Raw genomic sequence first — 19,823 nt, forward strand, 5'->3', positions numbered from 1 at the left:
AAAGAGACTATGGCAGAAAACATCGGAAAAGTAATCAGCATCAGCGGCCCGGCCGTTGACGTCCAGTTCGAAGAGTCGCACATGCCGCCGATCTTCCAGGCGCTGCGCATCGTCAGCGACGGATTTACCGTCCCCCAGCCGCTCTCGGTCATCGTGGAGGTGCAGCAGCACCTCGGTGAAGGCCGTGTGCGCTGCATCGCCATGGTGGCGACCGAAGGTATGGTTCGCGGCATGAAGGCGATCGACACCGGCGCCGGCATCTCGGTGCCTGTTGGCCGTGAGACCCTGGGCCGCGTGCTCAACGTTCTCGGCGAGCCCGTCGACGAGCTTGGACCGGTTAACGCCAAGAAACACATGCCGATTCACCGTCAGGCGCCCGCGTTCGACGAGCAGTCGACCTCGGAAGAGATGTTCGAGACCGGCATCAAGGTCATCGATCTCATCCAGCCCTTCCTCAAAGGCGGCAAGATCGGCCTGTTCGGTGGCGCCGGCGTCGGCAAGACCGTCGTCATTCAGGAGCTCATCAACAACGTCGCGCAGCAGCACGGTGGTTTCTCCGTGTTCGCCGGCGTCGGAGAGCGTACCCGTGAGGGCAACGATCTCTGGCATGAGTTCCAGGAGTCGGGCGTTATCGATATCAACGACTTCACGAAGTCCAAGGCCGCGCTGATCTACGGTCAGATGACCGAGCCCCCAGGGGCGCGTCTGCGCGTGGCGCTCACCGGCCTGACGGTCGCCGAGCACTTCCGCGACGAAGAAGGCGCCGACACCCTGCTCTTCATCGACAACATCTTCCGCTTCACCCAGGCCGGTTCCGAGGTCTCCACGCTGCTCGGCCGTATGCCGTCCGCCGTGGGCTACCAGCCGAACCTCGCCACCGAAATGGGCGAACTGCAGGAGCGCATCACGTCGACCAAGAAGGGTTCGATCACCTCGGTGCAGGCCGTTTACGTGCCCGCCGACGATCTTACCGATCCCGCGCCGGCCACAACCTTTGCCCACCTGGACGCAACGACCGTGCTTTCGCGTCCCCTGTCTGAGCTTGGTATTTATCCGGCCGTCGATCCCCTTGCCTCTACCTCGCGCATTCTGTCCCCGCGCGTTGTCGGCCAGGAGCACTACGATGTGGCGCAGGGCGTCAAGCGCATCCTTCAGCGGTACAAGGATCTGCAGGACATCATCGCCATCCTCGGTATCGACGAGCTCTCGGAAGAGGACAAGATCACCGTGGCGCGCGCCCGCAAGGTCCAGCGCTTCCTGTCGCAGCCCTTCCACGTCGCGGAGATCTTTACCGGCATCCCCGGCGCGTACGTGAAGGTTGCGGACACCGTCCGCGCGTTCAAGGAAGTCATCGAGGGCAAGCACGACTCGATTCCTGAGCAGGCCTTCTACCTCAAGGGTGGCATCGAGGACGTTCTCGCCGCTGCTGAAAAGATGAAGAACGCATAAACACCTGCCTCTCGCTCTCGATGACCTCGGGAGCGAGAGGCTAAAGGCAAGGTAATGGCAGAAGCAATCAATCAATCCGGTCTTCTTCAGGTTCGTCTCGTCACGCCCGACCGCGTTCTCTTAGACGCGACCGCCGAGGCCGTCGAGCTGCCCGCGATGTCCGGTTATCTCGAAGCCCTCTACGGCGCCGCCCCGCTCCTGGCCGAGCTTGGCGCCGGCGAAGTGCGCCTGCACGGCGGAAGCTCGCACGAGCAGAAGTTCTTCGTGGCCTGGGGCTTCGTCGAAGTTCTTCCCGAACGCGTTACCATCCTCGCCGAGACAGCGGTCGTCCCGGCAGAGATCGACAAGGCTGCAGCCAGCGCCGAACTCCAGGAAGCCCAGAAGATGTGGAATGAGGCTGGCGACAACGGCGACCAGTACGACGAAGCCAACGCCCTCACCCGTCAGGCCGAGGAGAAGATCGCCTCCGCCGAGGGCCGCACCGCTTAATCCAGTGTCCCGCACTTACTTTCTCACCACCAGCCGCCTCGGATTCAGTACATGGTCCGGGGCGGACCTGTCTCTGGCGGTCGCACTCTGGACCGACCCTGCCGCCACCGGCTTGATCGGCGGCCCGTTCTCGACCGCGTACTGCCGTGACCGCCTCGCTCGGGAGCAAGCCACGCAAGCCTCCGCCGGCATCCAGTACTGGCCTGTCTTTCGGTTGGAGGATGGCGACTTCGCCGGATGCGCGGGGCTACGGCCCCATCCGTCGCACGCCACGGAGCTGGAGATGGGCATCCACCTCCGGCCTCTCTACCAGAGCCGGGGCTTTGGGCAGGAGGCCGCCGAGGCTATCCATCGCTACGGCTTCGAGGTGCTCCACACGCCCGCCATCCTGGTCCGGCATCATCCGCAAAACGCCGCGTCCGCCCGGCTCGTCCAGAGCCTCGGCTACCGCTACACCCACGACGAACTCTACGAACCCACAGGCCTGCAGCATCCGGCGTATCGTCTGGATAATCCGCTGCGCTCCTAGCGATCCAGCCAGAGGGCTATACGACCTCGGCGACCGGGTTGGAGCGCACCCTGCGCGCGGATGATGCAGCCTTATTTTGCCTTGGCCGCCTTCGCCGGAGCCTCTGCCGCGGCAGCCTCTTGCTGCTGCTTCAGCGCATGCAGGACAACCCGCAGCATCTCTTCCTCCGGAGCAGGCTTCCCTGTCCAGATCTCGAACTGCCGCGCGCCCTGCTGCACGAACATCTCGACACCAGTGACGACCGGAATGCCCTTCTGCCGCGCCAGGCGAAGCAACGGCGTCTCGATCGGGTTGTAGACGAGGTCGAACACCAGCTTCGCATTCAGCTCCTTCTCATCGAGAAGCTGCGCGCTCTTGTTGCCCGCCATGCCAACCGGAGTCGAATTGATGACGATGTCGAAGGCAGTCTTCGCCAGCAACTCGCGTTTGATGACCTTCGCACCCGCCTGTTTGGCGAGCTTGGCAGCAGTCTCGGCGGTGCGGTTCAGGATATGCACCTCCGCGCCCTTCTCCTTCAGGCCAAAGGCCGCGGCACGCGCCGATCCGCCAGCACCCAGCAGAAGCACCTTCGCACCCTTCAGAGGCATCCGGCGCTCAAGCGGCACCGTGATGCCGGCAACGTCGGTATTGAATCCGTACAGCTTGCCATCCTGCGCGCGCAGAACGGTGTTGCAGGCGCCGATCTTGGCCGTCAGGGGGTCCGTATTCTCCAGGAACGGCAGAATGTCCTGCTTGAACGGCATCGTCACACTCAGTCCCTGCAGCGGGATATCCTGCACCAGCTTGATCAGATCTTTCAGATCGGTGGTCTGCAGCGCCAGGTAGACCGCGTTCACCGTCTCCCGGCGAAACGCGGCATTCAGCATCGCCGGCGACATCGAATGCTTCACTGGATTCCCGACCACACCGTAGACCTTGGTCGCGGCATCCACCTGGTCAAGCCGGTACGTCTCAATCAGCGTCCGGGCCGCAATCTGCCCTGGAGCGGTCTCCTCGCCCTGGGTCGCGGCAGCAAACGTAAACGCGCTGCCTGCACGCACGCCGAGGACGCGCGAGATCACCCCGGCGTCGCCCATACAGATGCCGATGATGTTGGCCGAATCGCTCATCCGCTCGATAAAGCGCATCAACGTGACGTTGTCGGTCAGGTGCTTCGCGGTCGGGACGATCTTCACGAAGTCCGCGTGAAACGGCTCGATCCGCTTGTAGATCGCGTCGAGATTTCCAGTCGCCTTGAAGTCGTGATAACTCACGATCAGCGCGGCCCCGGCTTCCTTCAGCTTCTCGAGTTCACCCTTCTTCGCCTCTTCCGCCGACTCCAGTTCCAGGTCGACGATGTAAAAACCCGAACCCGCAGCCTTGATCAGCACGTCGATCTCCGCCGCCAGGTTCCCGGCGAACTTGCCGCCGTTCGCCTCGCGCCGGCAGGTGGCAATCGCCGTGACCTCGGCGTGTTCGGTGAAGAAGGCCTTCAGCTTCGGCAGGGCGAGGAGGGGCTTCTCCAGGTAGTCGAGACGAAATTCGATAAACGAAGTTTCTTTGACGACGGCGCCGGCCTTTTCAATCATCTCGGCAGGCGTAGATCCGGTGATGGCCACACAGACCTTACCGATGCGGGAGCGCAGAAATTGTGTATTTGGACTAGGCAATATTCGTTCTCACTTCTTGGACAACCGCGGGTATCTTATAGGCCCGCTCACTTGGATGCAACAGTCGACAAAACGCTGCGAAATCAATCAAGTTGAAATCGTAGCGCAAAAAAAGCCCGCCGTCCCATACCGGGCAACCTGTATCAGACGCCAACCTCGCTGAAAAGTCACGCCGTTTTCCACTACATGCGTATCCACGGGGTAACTGTTACGTTGAGCCAAGTAGAATCAGGCCATGTTCCAGGCTGCCCAACTCACCGCTCTTCCCTGGCTTCGCCACGGCTTCAGTGCCCGCGCCGGGGGCGTCAGCACCGTCTACGGCCAGCCCGACGATCTGAATCTCGGCTTCACGCAGGAAGACGATCGCGCCAAGGTGGAAGAGAATCGCCGCCTCTTCCTGCAAAGCATCGCTCCCGGCCATGACTGGCCCCTCCGGAACACGCGCCAGATCCACTCCGACATCACGCGTGCGGTCACCGACACCAGCACCCCCCTCGAGCCAGCCGACGGCCTCACCACGGCCCTCCACGGCGTCTTCCTGGCGATGCTCACAGCGGACTGCGTCCCCGTCCTGATCGCCGACCGAAAACAGCGGGCGGTCGGAGCCTTCCACGCTGGCTGGCGCGGCACGGTCGCCGGAATCGTCGAGAAGGGCGTCCAGCATATGCGCGCGACCTACGGGAGCGACCCCGAAGACCTGCTCGCAGCCATAGGACCAAGCATCGGACCGTGCTGCTACATGGTGGGCGACGAGGTCATCACGCGCTTCCACGAGACCTTCTCCTACGCTTCGGAGCTCTTTCGCAACCGCAAGCTCGACCTGTGGCAGGCAAACCGCCGCCAGCTTATGTCAGCCGGAGTTCCCTCGGCGAACATCTCCATCAAGAACCTGTGTACCGCAAGCACCTTCTCCTTCGAAGGCCGCCGCGCGTTCTTCTCCTACCGCGCCGAGAACGGCGTCACTGGGCGCATGATGTCCGTCATCGCTGTATCTCCATCGGATACCATGGCTTAATGCCTGCAACCACCCCCATCTCCCACTGGATCGGCTTTCACCTCTGTCTTGTCGTCCTGCTCGGGGTGGAACTGGTCTATTACCGCACGCACAAACACAGTCCCATCCACAAGAAATCGCTCGTCGCCACCGCGCTCTGGATCGGCGCCGCTCTGGCCTTCGCGCTCTTCGTCTACGCCACTCTGGGCGGACAGAGCACGTCGGAGTACCTCGCCAGCTATGCCCTCGAAGAAGCCCTCTCCATCGACAACCTCTTCGTCTTCCTGCTTCTCTTCGGCGTCTTCAAGATCGACAGCTCCCATCAGCCGCGCGTGCTCTTCTGGGGAGTCTCCGGAGCCATCGTCATGCGTGGCGCCTTCATCGCCGGCGGCATCGGCCTGCTGGAGCGTTTCCACTGGGTCTCCTACGCGTTCGGCCTCATCCTTCTCTACGCCGCCATCCGCCTGCTCTTTCCCAGCCACGAGACATCCGACTCCAAGCCCCCCGTCTGGATCCAGTGGATCTCCCGCATTCACCCCGTCAGCCTGCGTACCGACCGCTTCTTCGCCCGTGAAGACGGCCACCGCCGCATGACCATGCTCTTCCTCGCGCTGATCGCCATCGAGGCAACCGACCTCGTCTTCGCCCTGGACTCCATCCCCGCTGTGCTCTCGATCACGCGCCACCCGTTCCTGGCCTACACCTCGAACATCATGGCGGTGATGGGATTGCGCTCGCTCTACTTCCTGCTCATCGGCATGCTGGCCAAGCTGCGTTTCCTGCACTACGGACTGGCGGCGGTGCTCGCGTTCGCCGCCATCAAGATGCTGGCCACCCGATGGTTCGAGCTTGGCCCGCTCTCGTCGCTGGCAGTCATCCTCGGTCTGCTGGGCATCACGACAGGGCTCTCGCTGGCGTTTCCAGCTAAGCCAGCGCAGCCAGCAACGCCGTAACGTCGCTTGCATCGTTGTAAACCGACGGCGAAATCCGCATGCGGTCCGACGTCCAGGAAACATCCACCTTCGCGCCGGCCAGCCTCCTCTTCGCTGTCTCGGCATCCCCAACCCGGAACGTCACAATCGGCCCGACGCTTCCAGCGGGCGTGATGCACTCGAACCCCGGCTTGGCCGCCAGACCAACCTTCACCTTGGCCTTCAACGCATCGCCATGCCGCCGGATGCTCGCCACGCCTATCCTCTCCAGATACCCCAGCGAGTACTTCAGCGCCATCACCGTGGTATTCGAGTACGTCCCCAGCTCGGAGAAGCCCGCCACGTCCTTCCTCTGGGTCCACGAGAACACCTCATCCCCGGGCGTATCCCCGGGAAACTCGTGATACGCGTTCTCGGACAGCTCCTTGTAGCCCCACACAGTCCTCTTCAGCGCCGCACCCAGCAGTCCCTCCCGCACATACAGGAAGCCGACTCCCATATCGCCCATCAGCCACTTGTAGCTGGCAGACGCCGCGAAATCGACCCCGAGCGCTTTCATATCCAGAAGCACCGCCCCCACCGCCTGCACCAGGTCCGCATACAGATACGCCCCATGGGCATGCGCGAGATCCCCCACAGCCTTCAGATCGTGCGAGAACCCATTCACATACGACACAGCCGAAACCGCCACGAGCACCGTCTTCTTGTCCACCACCGCCGCAAGCGCTTCGGGAGTAACAGCCCAGTCCTTCGGCCGAACCACCCTCACGTCGATCCCCTGCCGCGACAGCGCCTCGTACATGTACAGCGAGCCCTCAAAATGCAGCCCGTCCGTCACGATATTCCCGCCCGCCTGCAGCTTCTCCATCAGCCCGTTGACGACGATGTTCTCGCCCGCCATCGTCGAGTTGCAGTACCCTACCTCCGCCGCCGAAGCGCCAATCAGCCGCGCGAACGCCGCCTTCACCTGGCTCTGCGTCTCGCTCACCATATCCGGCGGATTCCAGATGCCCCGCTTCTTGTACGCGATGTATTCCTCGATCGACTGTGCCGCGCCATCGCTCAGCGGATGCCACCGCGCGTTGTTCAGGCAGATGCCGCTCCGCACCGTCGTGCCGAAGTGCCCGCGTACACCCGCCAGTCCGCCCTCAACCATCCCTACCGCCGGCAACGCCATCGCTGCACCACCCATCTTCAACACATCCCGACGATTCATCCGCGCCTCTTTCCCGCTGCCGCACCCTGGATCGCCGTGCCGAGAATCTCAAAGCGCCGCGCAAACAGAAGGTCCTTGATCCCGATAAAAGCCCTCGCCGGATAAGGCTCGGTCAAGAACTCCAGATACACCGCGTTGAACGTCGCAAACAGCGCCAGGTCCGTGCAGAACACCTCGACCGAAACCAGGTCGTCCATGCTCATCCCTGCCCCAACGATCGTCGAGCGAAAGTTCTCCATCATCAGCCGCGCCTCGGCCTCCGGGTCGTCTGGCCCCGCCCCCGTCGCCAGATCGATGCCAAGATGCCCGCTGATCGAGCAGGTATCGCCCATCCACAGTGCCGTGCTGAAGGGAAACTTCGCCGAAGAAAGCTCTACCGCTCCCATTGCGCCCGCCTTTTGTCTCGAATGCCCCAAGCATACCAACCCCTCCGGCCCTATGACGAAAACTTCATGTGCAATCGGCGCAAGCCATGCGAAGCTAGGATCACTCTCATGCCGACCCCACACGCCCTGCTGAAGTCTGCCCGCGTCTTCCACCTCTACACCGGCGTCTTCTTCGCCCCGGCCCTGCTCTTCTTCGCCTTCACGGGGGCCGTCCAGACCTTCTCCCTGCACGAGACTACCCGGGGCAGCAGCTACAAGCCGCCCGCCATCCTCGTCGAGCTCGGCCAGCTTCACAAGAAGCAGACACTCGTCGTCCCGCAACGCAAGTCAGAGGCCAAGCCCGCCCCCAAACCGGAGACGGTGCCCGCTCCTGTTCCCACACCCACTCCGGCTCCTTCACCAGTCGCGCCCCAGAAGGCGAAGAACCTGCTCCCGATGAAGATCTTCTTCCTCTTCGTCGCGATCAGTCTCTTCCTCTCTACGCTCACCGGACTCTACATGGCCTACAAATTCTCGCGGCGCCCCTCGGTGATTACGGCCACGCTCGCGGCCGGCATCGTCATCCCTCTTCTACTCTTGCTGCTCTAGTTGTCGGACGGGCGCTCCACCCGGTCGATCACCATCGTGCCGATGACACCCTTTGCCGGTTGCAGCTTCAAACCAAGCTGCTCCTTCACAACCGTGAACAGCGAAGGACTCGACGCATTCGGGGCGTCCTCAGCAGACCATTCGATCTGGAAGTCGTAGAGGCCCTTCAGATCGGTATGGTCCTGCACCGGCTTCCCGACCTGACGGTTCATCCCCGCCGCGATATCCGTCATCGACATGCTCGACACCTTCATCTGCGTCCTCGCACTGTTCGCATTGACGCTCATGTTCGGCTTCGCATCCTCGGCACTCAGCTTCAGAGAAGGGCCCAGCTTCCCCGGCTTGTCCACCTCCAGCCAGTACACCTGCCCCTCCTTCTCCGCACGGTGGAACTTGAACTGGAAGCGCTCTTCGAGCAGAGAGAGAATCAGCCCCTGGAACTGTGACGCCGTCTTCACCTCCGCGCGATCGGCGGTCGTGGCATCGATATCGAACAACTCACCGTCGATCCAGCCCGGGGCCCCGGAGATGCGGTTATCGTCAAGCCCTGTGGCGATACGGATGAGCGTACGCACGCTCGTCGCCCTCGCCACGAAGCGTCCACCGGGCAGGATCTTCCGGTCAGAGGGGTCGTTCCCGGTAAGCTGATGCGGTCGAATCGAGACGACCTCGAACGGTACAGGTGCCGGGGCCGCCGCGACCGTTTGCGCCATCAGGCAAACCGGTGCGAGGCAAAGCATAAGGAAGAGCGAACATCCAGCGCGAAACCAGACAGGCATCATGCGTTCTGCTACGGACGATACCACCGGGAAGTTCCTCCACGAACGCGATACGATACAGGTACAGTGTCCTCGATCAAAGTCACCACCCCCACCGCCCAGTACGAAGTCGTCATCAGCCCCGGCCTTCTCCGCACCCTGCACCGCCGGGTCCGCACTCTCTCCCCGAAGTCGCGCCTCTTCGTCATCACCTCGCCCAACATCTGGAAGCTCTGGTCGAAGCCCTTCCTCGCCAGCTTTCCCACGCCCCCCGAGGTGCTCTTCCTCCCCGCGGGCGAGAGCCACAAGCGGCTCCCCTCCGTCGAGCGCCTGGCCGAACAGCTCGCGCAGAAGGGTGCCGACCGCGACTCGCTGCTCATCGCCTTCGGTGGCGGCGTCCTCGGCGACATGACCGGCTTCCTCGCCGCCATCTATATGCGCGGCATCCCCTATCTCCAGGTCCCGACCACGCTCCTGGCACAGGTCGACTCCTCGGTCGGCGGCAAGACTGGCGTCAACCTCGCCGCGGGCAAGAATCTCATTGGCAGCTTCCATCATCCGCTCGCCACCCTCGTCGACCCCGAGCTGTGCCTCACCCTTCCCGCCGCCGAGCTCCGCTCCGGACTGCAGGAGTCGGTCAAGGCCGCCATCATCCGCGACCCCAAACTCTTCCGCTTCCTCGAAACAAAAACCGAGGCGATCCTGGCCAAAAAGCCTGACGTCAAGGCCCTCACCCGCGTCGTCACCGCGTCCGTGCAGGTCAAGGCCAACGTCGTCAACATCGACGAGCGCGAATCCGGCCCGCGCATGATCCTCAACTTCGGCCACACCATCGGACACACCATCGAGTCCGCCACAGAGTACAAAGTGCTCCTCCACGGACAGGCCATTGGCTGGGGCCAGATTGCCGCCCTGCACGTCAGCCTCAACCGCGGCCTCATCACCCAGGCCGAGTTCGACCGCATGGCCACGCTCGTCTACGCGTATGGCCCCCTGCCTCCGTTCAAGGCAACCGCAAAGAAGCTCGTAGCCCTCACGGCGTCCGACAAGAAGCGCCGCAGCGGCCGCCGGGCCTTCGTCCTGACCACGGGCATCGGCTCGACGGAGATCGTCTTCGACGTCACCGACGCCGAGCTCCTGACGGCAACGCAGTCCATGCTCCATGAGATGAAAAACAAGGCGTAAGGAGCAGATGCAAGGCGGATCAAGGCAAAGCTTCTGCTGTTCGTATCCGCCTTCATCCTTTCGATCCTGCTTGTGCCTTGTTTTGCTCCAGCCCACAAACCGGGATCTATAGCCGGCAGAGACCGACCGACTCTTTTCTCTTGCGTATATTAGGCGTACTCTTAAAACTGGTATGTCCACTGCACCCGAAACGATCGCCACCCCGCACACCCTGGTCACAGGCGCCCGCCCCGCCGGAACAGCCGACGAACTCAGCGCCTCCGTCAACGTCCAGCGCATGTTCGACACCATCGCTCCCAGCTATGACCGCCTGAACCACATCCTCTCGGTCGGCCTCGATCGTACCTGGTGGCTGCGCGCATCGCGCGCCTTCCTGCCTGTTCTCCGCGACCCCGCCTCCCGTGTGCTCGATCTCTGCTGCGGCACCGGCGACATGACCGGCGCCCTCATCAAGCTCCGCCCCTGCAAGGGAGCCCCGGTCACCGGCGTCGACTTCTCCGCGCAGATGCTCGATCGCGCCCGCGCCAAGCATGCCAAGGCCAACGCCGTCTTCGTCGAAGCGGACGCCCTCCACCTGCCCTACCCGGACAACAGCTTCGACCTCATCACCTCCGCCTTTGGCTTCCGCAACCTCGCCAACTACGCCGAGGGACTCGCTGAACTCCATCGCGTCCTGCGTCCCGGCGGCCAGATCGGCATCCTCGAATGCAACCAGCCTGATGGCACCATCGGTTCGGCCTACTCGCTCTACTTCAAAAAGATCCTGCCCTTCATCGGCGGCATCCTCTCTGGCGACAAGGCTGCCTACGCCTATCTGCCCGCCTCCGTGGAGCGTTTTCCCCGCGCACCGCGCATGTTGCAGCTCATCGGCGAAGCTGGCTACATCAAGTCCTCCTGGACCCCCTACACCTTCGGCACAGCAGGCCTCTACCGCGCTACCAAGCCCTGCCACTAGTCGACGGGTGCCCATCCTCAGATCGGCGGCGCGCCGGCGAGAGAGGGTGGGGTCCTCCGTCACATCTCAGCGAAGTCTCGCCCACTCCCCCTTCTCCTCCACAAATCCCCACTATAAGAGCGAAAGCCATGCTATCGTCCGACTAACCCGCAAGGGCTATTCAAACGACGAGAAGCCTCATGACTGTGGACGTTGCTCCTGCTTCAGACCCCGTCACCCGCTCGGCCCTTCGTAAAGCCTCTTGGCGTCTGCTCCCTCTCATCGGCCTCGGCTACGCCACCGCTTACATGGATCGAGTGAACATCAGCTTCGCGTCGCTCCAGATGAACCGCGACCTGCACTTCTCGAACACTGTCTACGGCTTTGGAGCGGGCCTCTTCTTTCTCAGCTACGCCGCCTGCGAGATCCCGTCCAACCTCCTGCTCTACCGCTTCGGTGCCCGCCGCTGGCTAGCCCGCATTATGGTCACCTGGGGCCTCATCGCCATGGCCATGGTCTTCGTCCGAACGCCGCTCCAGTTCTACGCGGCCCGTTTCTTCCTTGGAATGGCGGAAGCAGGCTTCTTTCCCGGCGTCGTCTTCTACCTGATGCAGTGGTTTCCGCCCGAGCAGCGCGGACGCGCCGTCTCCCGCTTCTACATCGGCTTCCCTCTGTCCTCCGTCTTCATGGGCCTCGTTGCTGGCGCTCTCCTCAACCTGCAAGGACACCTCGGCCTAGCCGGCTGGCAATGGCTCTTCATCGTGGAAGGCCTCCCCGCCGTCATCCTCGGCATACTCTTCTTCCTCCTGCTGCCCGAAACCCCAGCCCAGGCAAAGTGGCTCACCCCCGAAGAGCGCGACGCCATCATGACCCGCGTACCCGCCCCCAAAGACCCATCCACCCACGCCCTGGCCCCCGCCTTCAAAGACTCCCGCGTCTGGCTCCTCGGCCTCTTCATCTTCTTCACCCTCGCCTCCGGCTACGCCTACAGCTTCTCCGCCCCGGCCATCGTCCAGAAAGTCACCGGCCTCCCCATCACCAACGTCGGCTACCTCATCGCGGCAATGAGCCTCGTCGGTGCCGTCGCCATGCTTATCAGCGCAGCCATCGCCGATCGCCGCCGCCGTCCCTTTTCCCACGTCATCCCCGCCTGCATCGTCATCGCCGCGGCCTTCGTCGTCTTCGGCCTGGCGACCAACCCTGTCGTCTCCCTCACATCGCTCCTCGTCATCGTCGTCAGCAACTACTCCTATCAGGGGCCCCTGTGGTCCATCGGCAGCAGCTTCCTGGCCGGTCGCCGTGGCGCCGCAGCCGTCGCCGCCATGAACAGCATCGGCATCCTCGGCGGCTTCCTGGGCCCCTACTGGATGGGCTTCGCCCGCGACCTGACCGGCGACTACCAGCACGGTCTCCTCGCCATGGCCGTGCCGATGCTCCTCGCCGCCGGCATCATGATCTATCTCAGCACAAGGTCGAGGCCCGCCTAAAAATCCTGTTACCAAGTGGTTCCGGCCATCTATCCCACCGCCGAACCCTGTACGATTGCCCCTATGAGCCTCACGGCACAACCGAACGCAGCCGTGCCCGCTCCGCATGCCGAAAAGCGCGCCGCCGCCTTCTCGTCCGTCCTGGCCGCCTTCGGCATCACCCTCCTCAAGCTCATCACCGGCCTCCTCACCGGCTCGCTCGGCATGCTCTCCGAGGCCGCGCACTCCGGCATCGACCTCATCGCCGCCGCCATCACCCTGCTCTCCGTCAACGTCTCCGACCGCCCCGCCGACGAGGACCACAACTACGGCCACGGCAAGATCGAGTCCCTCTCTGCCTTCGTCGAGACCGGCCTGATGCTCATCTCTAGCATCTGGATCGTCTACGAGTCCCTCCACCGCATCCTCGGCCGCACCCACCTCGCCCTGGTCATGTCCCCCTGGCCCATAGTCGTTCTTCTGCTCTCCATTGCGGTCGACTACACCCGCTCCCGCAACCTCCACCGCGTCGCCGTCGCCTACGCCAGCGAAGCCCTCGAGGCCGACGCCGTTCACTTCGGCACCGACATCTGGTCCTCCTTCGCCGTCCTCCTCGGCCTCTCCGCCGCCTACGCCGGCGAGCGCTTCCACATCCCCGGGCTCGAGCTCGCCGACCCTATCGCCGCCCTCGTCGTCTCGCTCATCATCCTCAAGGTCTGCTACGCCCTCGCCAGCAAGACCATCGACAACCTCCTCGACGCCACCCCGCCCGAGACCCGTAAGCAGATCCGCCGCCAACTCATCCACGACCTCCTCGCCATCCCCGGCGTCATCTCCGTCGACCGCCTCCGCACCCGCCGCTCCGGAGCCACCTACTTCGCCGACCTTACCCTCGGCATCCCCCGCAACGTCACCTTCCAGCGCTCCGAGCAGATCACCATGGCCGCCACCGCCGCCGTCCAGCTCCTCTACCCCGGCGCCGACGTCGTCGTCCACTCCGTCCCCACCGCCTCCCTCGCCGAGTCTGTCCACGACCGCATCCGCGCCGTCGCCGCCCGCGCCAACCTCTCCATCCACGACGTCTCCGTCCAGCAATACGACGGACACCTCCACGTCGAGCAGCATCTCGAAGTCGACGAGACCCTCCCGCTGCGTCAGGCCCATGACCTCGTCACCAAGCTCGAGGCCGACATGCGCCTGGAGGTCCCCGCCATCTCCACCATCCTCACCCACATCGAGTCCGAGCCCGCCACCATCCTCCACCCCGCCGTCCTCGAACACGACCGTCAGCTAGAGCGCCGCCTCCGCACCGCCGCCCGCGCCTACCCCAAGATCCTCGACATCCACGACGTCCTCGTCACCCACATGCCCTCCCACGGATCGGACCGTATCCAGGTCAACTGCCACTGTACCCTGCCCGACGATCTCCCCATGTCCGAGGTCCACGACATCATCACCGCCCTCGAAGGCAGCTTCAAGCTCGAAAATCCCGAGGTCGCCCGCCTCCTCATCCACCCCGAACCTGCCACCGACAACCGGAGATGAAACAGTTCTGAGTTCCAAGGATCCCTCGATAGAAACCAAACAACTCAAACCCGCAAACGAACAACTTACAACCTAGAACTGACAACGTACATCTGCCCCTATGAGCACTCAACTCCGCATCCTCCGCCTCTTCAACCTCGCCTTCGGCACACTCGCCATGCTGGCGGTTGCGCTGCTCTCCGCCTTCATTACCATGCGCCTCGCCATTCACGGCCGTGAGGTCGACGTCCCCAGCTTCTCCGGCCTGTCCGTTCCCGACGCCCAGAAGCGCGCCCGCTCCAAGGGGCTCTCGCTCAACATCGAGAACCGCTTCTACTCCACCAGCATCCCCGCCGGCCACCTCATCAGCCAGTCCCCCTCTCCCGGCGAGACCGTCCGCCGCGACTCCGAGGTCCGCGTCACCGAATCCCTCGGATCCCAGCAGGTCCAGATCCCCAACACCATCGGCCAGTCCGAGCGCTCCGCCACCATCGCCATCAAGCGCCTCACCCTGGAGCTCGGCACCGTCTCCTACCTCCCCACCGACGGGCCGCCCGACACCGTCCTCGCCCAGTCCCCCCCGCCCAACGCGACGAACGTAGATGGCCCCCGCGTCTCGCTCCTCATCTCCCAGCCCCCCGACGCCGCCTCCCCCGATACCTTCGTCATGCCCAACCTCACCGGCACCTCCTTCGCCGTGGCCAGCTTCCGCGCCGCCGCCGCCGGTCTGCACATCATCCGCACTCCCGACCCCGTGGCCGTAGCGGCCGCCAACCCCGACGGCTCCGCGAGCCCCGCCACTGCCAGCGGTGCCTACCAGGATGCCGTCCCCGTCACCCCAACCTTCACCTACCCAACCGGCAACGTAGTCGCCCAATTCCCTCTGGCCGGCCACAAAGTCACCCGAGGCGACGGCGTCCACCTCGCCTTCTCCCACCCCACCCCCACCGTCGACGCTACCCCGGCCACTCCAACCCCTGCTCCGTAAGAATCATCCGGATGGCTGGGGTCCTGCGGTCATAGCTCAGGGAAGCCACAAACCCGGGTGCCCCACATCTCGATTCTGAGATGTGGGTGTGAAGCCGCGAAACTCAACCGAGGCCCACTCCGCCCAATGCCCTACCCACCCCATCGAATCGTGCGTTATCCTTCTCCCCTATGCGCCGACTCCTCACGTTCCTCCTCGTAGCGACCGCATCCAGCCTCCCCGCCCAGCAAGCCCCCATCAAAGTCGCCATCATCGGCCTCACCCACAACCACGTAGCCGGCTTCCTCAGCGCCCTCCCCAGGAGCCACTCGGCTGAACTCGTAGCGATTGTGGAGCCCGACCAGGCCCTCGTCCAGAAGTACACCACCCGCTTCCATCTCGACCCCACCCTCTTCTACCCAGATGAAGCCCAGATGCTCAACAAGCTCCACCCCGACGCAGTCCTTGTCTACACCTCCATCTACAGACATCGCCGAGTCATCGAGATCGCTGCCCATCACGGCGTCTCCGCCATGGTCGAGAAGCCTCTAGCCACAACCGTCGAAGATGCTCTCTCCATCCGCGACCTTGCCCGCGCCAACCACATCCAGGTCCTCACCAACTACGAGACCACCTGGTACTCCTCCAACATGGAAGCCCTCAACGAAGCGGCCAGCGGCAAACTCGGCGAGGTCCGCAAGGTCATCGTTCGCGACGGCCACGAGGGACCGAAGGAGATCGGCGTCACCCCCGAGTTCCTGGATTGGCTCACCGACCCCGTCCAGAACGGAGCCGGCGCCATGTTCGACTTCGGCTGTTACGGAGCCGACATGGTCACCCAGATGATGCACGGTCAGACCCCCATCTCCGTCACCGCGGTCGCCCAGACCGACAAGCCCGGCACCTACCCCAGGGTCGACGACGACGCCACAATCGTCCTCCGCTACCCCCACACCCAGGCCGTCCTGCTCCCCTCCTGGAACTGGTCCTTCTCCGTCAAGAACATGGAGGTCTACGGAGTCAACGGAACCATCTTCACCGTAGCCTCGGACCACATCCGCACCCGCTACAAGGGCGACAAAACCGAAACCGAATCGACCGCACCCCCACTATCCCCCGAACACGCAACCTCATTGGACTATCTGGCGGCCGTCCTCCACCATCAAATCGACTCCAAAGGCGACCTCTCCTCCCTAGAAACCAACATGGTCGTAGTCCAGATCCTCGACGCCGCCCGCCGCAGCGCCAAAACCGGCCAAACCATCCGTCTAACCCCGTTGCCCAACTAATCCACAAACCGGATGTCCCACATCTCGATTCTGAGATGTGGGTTTGCCGCCCCGTCATGAAAAAAACGAGCGCTCCGAGAAACAAGGCGTCTTTCAGGTATGAGATCCCGAGTCATCCATGCCGCTCTACTGGCCTTGCTTCTCACCCCTCCGCCAGCCCCATCCCAGTTGAAGCAATACAAGGCCGTCGACCCTCCTCAGCCCGGCGAGAACATAGCCCAACCCTGTCAATACGAGGTCTCGTTTCCCGCCGCACAAGTCCCCGTCAAGGCCGCATGGGTCATCTACGATCGTGGCCCCGATATCACCAGCTTCTACACCGACCCCGGCGTCATCGCCTTTGCCAGCAAAAACAGCATCGCCATGGTCCTCGCCCACCAATGCCCAGCCTCACGCACCGCCGAAGAGGGCGAGATGGACATGAACCCGGGAAATGGCCTTGGCCGCTCCCTCTTCTCGGCCTTAGCAAACCTCGGCTCAGAAAGCGGCCACCCGGAATTAGCTAAGGCAAAGCTCATCCTCCTCGGTTTCTCCGGTACAGGTGCCTACTTCGGGCATTTCGTCGCATATTCGCCGGATCGAGTCTTGGCCTCCATCCTCGCCAATCCCGGCCAGACCGATCCGGACAACGTCGACAAGATCACGCTCGACACGAACGGCATCGCCGTACCCGAGTTGATCGTCGCAGGAGGCCACGACGCCATCGCAGGCGTGACCAAACCCTACGCCTTTTATGACCACCACCGCACCCACCACGCCCCATGGATCTTCCTTGTCCAGAACAATATCCCCCACTGTTGCATCAACAACATCCGTCCCTTCCTCCTCGACTGGCTCCAGGCCGTCATCGACGCAAGAAAGCCCAGCCCCAATCGGCCTCTGCGCCCCATGAACCAGATAGCGGGCTGGTACGGATCCATCCAGCCCTGTCCCACCCAATACCAGGACCACTGGGGACTCCCGCTATGGAACGTCTGCGACGCCCATATCTCACGCAACCGCACCGCCTTCCCTCCAAACGAAAAGCCAGCCGCCTTCTTCCCCACCCAAGCCTTAGCCCAGGAATGGCTGGCCTACATCAAGCAGCCCAACCACCCCAAAACCTCCTTCTCCCGCCCCGACCACCCGGAGTTCGGAGAGCCAAAACCCGTAAAGTGAACTAAACCCGCTCCACCACCACCGCAAAGAACCCATCACACCCATCCACCCCAGGCAATGTCCGAAGCGCCCCATCCACCACCGCCGAAGACAAATCCCCACCCTCCTTCAACCCCGGAATCCCACCCAGAAACTCCCCCACCGGAATCCGTCTGAACCCGTCCCCAACCGTCCCCACCACCGCCTCATTCTCCTCCGGCTCCAGCGAACACGTCGAATAGACCAGCCGTCCCCCCGGAGCCAGCCTCTTCAGCGCCGCCCCCAGAATCTCCCTCTGGCGCCCAGCCTGCCGCCCCAACTCCTCCTGCGTCATCCGAAACCGAATCTCCGGATTCCGAGCCAGCGTCCCCGTCCCGCTGCAAGGCACATCGCACAAAATCAGATCGAACTCGCCTTCAGAGGCCGGTAACGCAGCCGCATCCACCGCCAGCGTCCGAACCCCCTCCGCATACGAGTGCCGCCGCAGCCGCCCCTTCATCTGCTCCAGACGCCGCGCACTCACATCGCTAGCCAGTACCTCGCCCTTGGTCCTCAGAGCAAGCATCAGCGTCTTCCCCCCAGGAGCCGCGCAGCAATCCCAAACCCGCAGCGCCCTCCCCTCGACCGCCGGAGCCGCCGCCGCCGCAATCTCCGCCACCAGCCTCGATCCATCGTCCATCTGCGGCATCTTCCCCGCGCCCTGGTCCCCGTTATCGAGCGCCTCGAACACCCCACCCGCCACCGGCTCCGTCTGGTCCGCCTCGCAGATCTTCAGCGCCTTATCCCGCCCGTAGTTAGCCACCCACCGCTCCACCATCCAGCGTGGATGCCCTAACCGCTCCGCAAACGCCGCGACCGATTCAAAGATCCGCTCCTTCGGCTTCTGCGCCGCTGCCACCTTGCGCAGAATCGCATTCACCATCCCGGTCGCATGCGGATGACCCGCCGCCCGGCAAAGCTCCACCGACTCACTCAACGCCGCATGCGCCGGAATCCGGTCCATATGCTGCAACTGGAACGCCCCCATCCGCAGCGCCAGCGCGACCGGCTCCGGCAGAGCCTGATCCGGTCTCTGCAGATGCACTCTCACCCGTGCATCGAGCGCGATCTCCCAGCGCAGCACACCCATCACCAGCGCCGTGGCAAGATTCCGGTCCGCCTCCGAAAGCTCCTCCGTCCGCACCCCATGCAGCAGTTCGTCGCTATGCCCCTTGTTCGCTCCGACCAGCAACAAAATCTCAAACGCCACCCGCCGTGCAGGAGATACCTTGGCCTGAGCCTCCGCCGCCGACCGGGTCGGCCCGGCACTGGCAGGCCTGCCCTTCACAAACTGGCGCGGCTTCTTTCCTGCTCCCTGTTCCCTGGTCCCTGATCCCTGCTTCCCCGGCTTCACTGTCCCACCTGCTCGCCCGTCTTGATCTGGTATCCGCGCAGGAACTCCGAGGCCGCCATCCTCTTCTTGCCTTCCATCTGCACCTCGACCAGCTCGATGCTGGTCCGTTCACCACAAATAACCAGCAATCTACCACCTTCTACGACTACATTTCCCACCTGGCCATCCATTCCATCAGCAACTCGTAACCGGCTCAGAATCAGCTTCTTACCCCGCAAAAACGTGTATGCACCCGGCCATGGCTGGAAGCCGCGCCAGCGGTCGTAAATCACCTTGGCCGGCCGCGAAAAATCGACCAGCCCATCCTCCCGCTTGAGAATCGGAGCCAGCGTGGCCAGCGCATGATTCTGCGCAATCGGTTGCACCGAACCATCCTCTAACCCCTGCAGAGTCTTCACGATAAGTTCGGCCCCGACCGCGGCCAACCCCTCAAATACATCCTCGGAAGTCTCCTCTTCGGCAATGGGAACCACCTGCGCCAGAAGCATCGGCCCCGTATCCAGCCCTGCTTCCAACAACATAGAGGTCACCCCCGTATGAGTCTCGCCATTCGCCACCGCCCACTGAATCGGCGCGGCACCCCGGTACTTCGGCAGCAAACTTCCGTGTAAATTGATGTTTCCAAAGGGAGGAAGCGCCAACATCCAATCCGGGACAATGCGGCCATACGCAACAACCAGGATTACATCCGGCCTGATTTCTTCAAGTTGCGCCCGAAACTCAAGGTTGTTCTTGATTTTTTCAGGCTGGACGACTGAAATTCCAAGACCTTGTGCCGCGACCTTCACCGGTGGAGCCTGCATCACCAACCCGCGTCCCACACCGCGATCCGGCTGTGTCACGACAAGGCGCACATCATGCCCAGCCGCCACCACCGCCCGCAACGTCGGCACCGCAAACTCCGGGGTCCCACAAAAAACGATCTTCATCGGACCCTC

General features: G+C 63.2%; 19 protein-coding genes. 13 read left to right on the forward strand and 6 right to left on the reverse strand.

Features of this window, described 5'->3' with window-relative positions; translation table 11 throughout:
- The first annotated feature begins 9 nt into the window (after positions 1–9).
- Genes atpD through BM400_RS15580 form a run of 3 tightly spaced genes read left to right on the forward strand, consistent with a single transcriptional unit; the run spans position 10 to position 2,467 of the window.
- The gene (atpD, locus tag BM400_RS15570) at positions 10–1,449 is read left to right on the forward strand and encodes a F0F1 ATP synthase subunit beta (protein WP_089840431.1); all 1,440 of its coding nucleotides are present in this window, start codon (positions 10–12) and stop codon (positions 1,447–1,449) included.
- Positions 1,450–1,503: 54 nt separating this feature from the next.
- Entirely contained in the window at positions 1,504–1,938 is a 435-nt protein-coding gene (gene atpC, locus BM400_RS15575) for an ATP synthase F1 subunit epsilon (RefSeq protein WP_089840433.1), read from the forward strand.
- Positions 1,939–1,942: 4 nt separating this feature from the next.
- Complete coding sequence (locus tag BM400_RS15580) at positions 1,943–2,467, forward strand: GNAT family N-acetyltransferase (protein ID WP_175529053.1); 525 nt, start codon at positions 1,943–1,945, stop codon at positions 2,465–2,467.
- Positions 2,468–2,538: 71 nt separating this feature from the next.
- Here the strand turns inward: BM400_RS15580 and aroE are convergent, their stop codons facing one another.
- Positions 2,539–4,116, reverse strand: coding sequence for a shikimate dehydrogenase (gene aroE / locus BM400_RS15585; RefSeq protein ID WP_089840437.1), 1,578 nt, complete (start codon positions 4,114–4,116; stop codon positions 2,539–2,541).
- Between the two features lie 235 nt (positions 4,117–4,351).
- Between aroE and pgeF the strand changes: the two genes are divergently transcribed.
- Positions 4,352–5,131 carry a peptidoglycan editing factor PgeF gene (pgeF, locus tag BM400_RS15590; RefSeq protein ID WP_089840440.1) on the forward strand — a complete coding sequence of 260 codons (780 nt, stop codon included), beginning with the start codon at positions 4,352–4,354 and terminating at the stop codon, positions 5,129–5,131.
- A complete protein-coding gene (locus BM400_RS15595) occupies positions 5,131–6,063 on the forward strand; it encodes a TerC/Alx family metal homeostasis membrane protein (RefSeq protein ID WP_089840444.1) in 933 nt (310 codons plus the stop codon). Before pgeF ends, BM400_RS15595 begins: the two co-directional genes overlap by 1 nt.
- Here the strand turns inward: BM400_RS15595 and BM400_RS15600 are convergent.
- Complete coding sequence (locus BM400_RS15600; protein WP_089840447.1) at positions 6,035–7,258, reverse strand: aminotransferase class V-fold PLP-dependent enzyme; 1,224 nt, start codon at positions 7,256–7,258, stop codon at positions 6,035–6,037. The genes BM400_RS15595 and BM400_RS15600 overlap by 29 nt on opposite strands.
- On the reverse strand, positions 7,255–7,644 hold the full coding sequence (locus BM400_RS15605) for a RidA family protein (protein ID WP_089840449.1): 390 nt from the start codon (positions 7,642–7,644) through the stop codon (positions 7,255–7,257). The genes BM400_RS15600 and BM400_RS15605 overlap by 4 nt, the downstream gene beginning before the upstream one ends.
- A gap of 108 nt (positions 7,645–7,752) precedes the next feature.
- Here BM400_RS15605 and BM400_RS15610 point away from each other — a divergent pair, with 108 nt between their 5' ends.
- On the forward strand, positions 7,753–8,232 hold the full coding sequence (locus BM400_RS15610) for a hypothetical protein (protein WP_089840452.1): 480 nt from the start codon (positions 7,753–7,755) through the stop codon (positions 8,230–8,232).
- Here the strand turns inward: BM400_RS15610 and BM400_RS15615 are convergent.
- On the reverse strand, positions 8,229–8,972 hold the full coding sequence (locus BM400_RS15615; RefSeq protein WP_245781896.1) for a TIGR03435 family protein: 744 nt from the start codon (positions 8,970–8,972) through the stop codon (positions 8,229–8,231). The genes BM400_RS15610 and BM400_RS15615 overlap by 4 nt on opposite strands.
- 105 nt (positions 8,973–9,077) lie before the next feature.
- Between BM400_RS15615 and aroB the strand changes: the two genes are divergently transcribed.
- The 7 genes from aroB (at position 9,078) to BM400_RS15650 (ending at position 17,513) form a co-directional block, all read left to right on the forward strand.
- The gene (aroB, locus tag BM400_RS15620) at positions 9,078–10,175 is read left to right on the forward strand and encodes a 3-dehydroquinate synthase (RefSeq protein WP_089840457.1); all 1,098 of its coding nucleotides are present in this window, start codon (positions 9,078–9,080) and stop codon (positions 10,173–10,175) included.
- Positions 10,176–10,347: 172 nt separating this feature from the next.
- Positions 10,348–11,130 (forward strand): bifunctional demethylmenaquinone methyltransferase/2-methoxy-6-polyprenyl-1,4-benzoquinol methylase UbiE, encoded by a 783-nt coding sequence (ubiE, locus tag BM400_RS15625; protein WP_089840459.1) that lies wholly within the window; start codon positions 10,348–10,350, stop codon positions 11,128–11,130.
- Positions 11,131–11,309: 179 nt separating this feature from the next.
- Positions 11,310–12,596 (forward strand): MFS transporter, encoded by a 1,287-nt coding sequence (locus BM400_RS15630; RefSeq protein WP_089840461.1) that lies wholly within the window; start codon positions 11,310–11,312, stop codon positions 12,594–12,596.
- A 63-nt stretch (positions 12,597–12,659) separates the two neighbouring features.
- Positions 12,660–14,120, forward strand: coding sequence for a cation diffusion facilitator family transporter (locus BM400_RS15635; RefSeq protein WP_089840463.1), 1,461 nt, complete (start codon positions 12,660–12,662; stop codon positions 14,118–14,120).
- 100 nt (positions 14,121–14,220) lie between these two features.
- On the forward strand, positions 14,221–15,087 hold the full coding sequence (locus BM400_RS15640) for a PASTA domain-containing protein (protein WP_089840465.1): 867 nt from the start codon (positions 14,221–14,223) through the stop codon (positions 15,085–15,087).
- Between the two features lie 170 nt (positions 15,088–15,257).
- Positions 15,258–16,355: a Gfo/Idh/MocA family protein gene (locus BM400_RS15645; protein ID WP_089840467.1), complete on the forward strand. Its 1,098-nt coding sequence runs from the start codon at positions 15,258–15,260 to the stop codon at positions 16,353–16,355.
- A gap of 99 nt (positions 16,356–16,454) precedes the next feature.
- Entirely contained in the window at positions 16,455–17,513 is a 1,059-nt protein-coding gene (locus BM400_RS15650) for a hypothetical protein (RefSeq protein WP_141223960.1), read from the forward strand.
- Position 17,514: 1 nt separating this feature from the next.
- On the opposite strand, the gene BM400_RS15655 is transcribed toward BM400_RS15650, so the two are convergent.
- Together BM400_RS15655 and fmt are read right to left on the reverse strand one after the other, a co-directional pair.
- A complete protein-coding gene (locus tag BM400_RS15655) occupies positions 17,515–18,885 on the reverse strand; it encodes a transcription antitermination factor NusB (RefSeq protein WP_089840470.1) in 1,371 nt (456 codons plus the stop codon).
- Positions 18,882–19,814: a methionyl-tRNA formyltransferase gene (gene fmt, locus BM400_RS15660; RefSeq protein WP_089842015.1), complete on the reverse strand. Its 933-nt coding sequence runs from the start codon at positions 19,812–19,814 to the stop codon at positions 18,882–18,884. The genes BM400_RS15655 and fmt overlap by 4 nt, the downstream gene beginning before the upstream one ends.
- Positions 19,815–19,823 lie beyond the last annotated feature (9 nt).

This window comes from Granulicella pectinivorans, assembly GCF_900114625.1.
GTDB lineage: Bacteria > Acidobacteriota > Terriglobia > Terriglobales > Acidobacteriaceae > Edaphobacter > Edaphobacter pectinivorans.

What these genes read in the sequence shown, in the direction of transcription:
- BM400_RS15630 (WP_089840461.1), top strand. Translation starts at nt 11,310, where the DNA reads ATGACTGTGGACGTTGCTCCTGCTTCAGACCCCGTCACCCGCTCGGCC.
- BM400_RS15615 (WP_245781896.1), bottom strand. Translation starts at nt 8,972, where the DNA reads ATGCTTTGCCTCGCACCGGTTTGCCTGATGGCGCAAACGGTCGCGGCG.
- BM400_RS15635 (WP_089840463.1), top strand. Translation starts at nt 12,660, where the DNA reads ATGAGCCTCACGGCACAACCGAACGCAGCCGTGCCCGCTCCGCATGCC.
- BM400_RS15650 (WP_141223960.1), top strand. Translation starts at nt 16,455, where the DNA reads ATGAGATCCCGAGTCATCCATGCCGCTCTACTGGCCTTGCTTCTCACC.
- atpD (WP_089840431.1), top strand. Translation starts at nt 10, where the DNA reads ATGGCAGAAAACATCGGAAAAGTAATCAGCATCAGCGGCCCGGCCGTT.
- BM400_RS15610 (WP_089840452.1), top strand. Translation starts at nt 7,753, where the DNA reads ATGCCGACCCCACACGCCCTGCTGAAGTCTGCCCGCGTCTTCCACCTC.
- ubiE (WP_089840459.1), top strand. Translation starts at nt 10,348, where the DNA reads ATGTCCACTGCACCCGAAACGATCGCCACCCCGCACACCCTGGTCACA.
- BM400_RS15595 (WP_089840444.1), top strand. Translation starts at nt 5,131, where the DNA reads ATGCCTGCAACCACCCCCATCTCCCACTGGATCGGCTTTCACCTCTGT.
- atpC (WP_089840433.1), top strand. Translation starts at nt 1,504, where the DNA reads ATGGCAGAAGCAATCAATCAATCCGGTCTTCTTCAGGTTCGTCTCGTC.
- fmt (WP_089842015.1), bottom strand. Translation starts at nt 19,814, where the DNA reads ATGAAGATCGTTTTTTGTGGGACCCCGGAGTTTGCGGTGCCGACGTTG.
- BM400_RS15645 (WP_089840467.1), top strand. Translation starts at nt 15,258, where the DNA reads ATGCGCCGACTCCTCACGTTCCTCCTCGTAGCGACCGCATCCAGCCTC.
- pgeF (WP_089840440.1), top strand. Translation starts at nt 4,352, where the DNA reads ATGTTCCAGGCTGCCCAACTCACCGCTCTTCCCTGGCTTCGCCACGGC.
- BM400_RS15605 (WP_089840449.1), bottom strand. Translation starts at nt 7,644, where the DNA reads ATGGGAGCGGTAGAGCTTTCTTCGGCGAAGTTTCCCTTCAGCACGGCA.
- BM400_RS15600 (WP_089840447.1), bottom strand. Translation starts at nt 7,258, where the DNA reads ATGAATCGTCGGGATGTGTTGAAGATGGGTGGTGCAGCGATGGCGTTG.
- BM400_RS15640 (WP_089840465.1), top strand. Translation starts at nt 14,221, where the DNA reads ATGAGCACTCAACTCCGCATCCTCCGCCTCTTCAACCTCGCCTTCGGC.